General features: G+C 73.2%; 1 protein-coding gene. It reads right to left on the bottom strand.

The genetic code is table 11. The annotated features are described in order from the left end of the window. On the bottom strand, positions 1-381 hold a 381-nt coding region (locus tag DBR23_RS30805), incomplete at both ends, for a HAMP domain-containing sensor histidine kinase (protein WP_233250491.1).

The raw sequence follows: 381 nt of genomic DNA, 5'->3' as shown, positions 1-381 counted from the left end.
CTTCCGCCACCGTCCGCCCCCCGTGCCGCAGCGCGATCTCTTCCACGATCGACAGCCCCAGCCCACAGCCGCCCGCCTTGTCCGACCCGCGCCAGAACCGCGCAAACAGATCGCCCAGATGCTCCGCCGGCACGCCTGGTCCATCGTCCTCCACCACCAGCAGCGCCCAATGCCCGGGCTCTTCGTGGCCCACGCGCACCGTCACCGTGGCGCCGGGGCCCGCGTAGTGCAGCGCGTTGTCGATGAGGTTGTTCAACGCCTCGCGCAGCAGCAGCGGGTGGCCTTGCGCGGGCAGGTGGTCCACGCCTTCGTAGCCCAGGTCCATGCCCTGGGCCAGGGCGCGGGCGGCCCATTCGCGGGCCACCTCGCGGGCCAGGGCGG

This window comes from Acidovorax sp. HMWF018 (assembly GCF_003061035.1).
Taxonomy (GTDB): Bacteria; Pseudomonadota; Gammaproteobacteria; order Burkholderiales; family Burkholderiaceae_C; genus Acidovorax; species Acidovorax delafieldii.
This window is presented reverse-complemented; position numbering and strand designations above follow the sequence as displayed.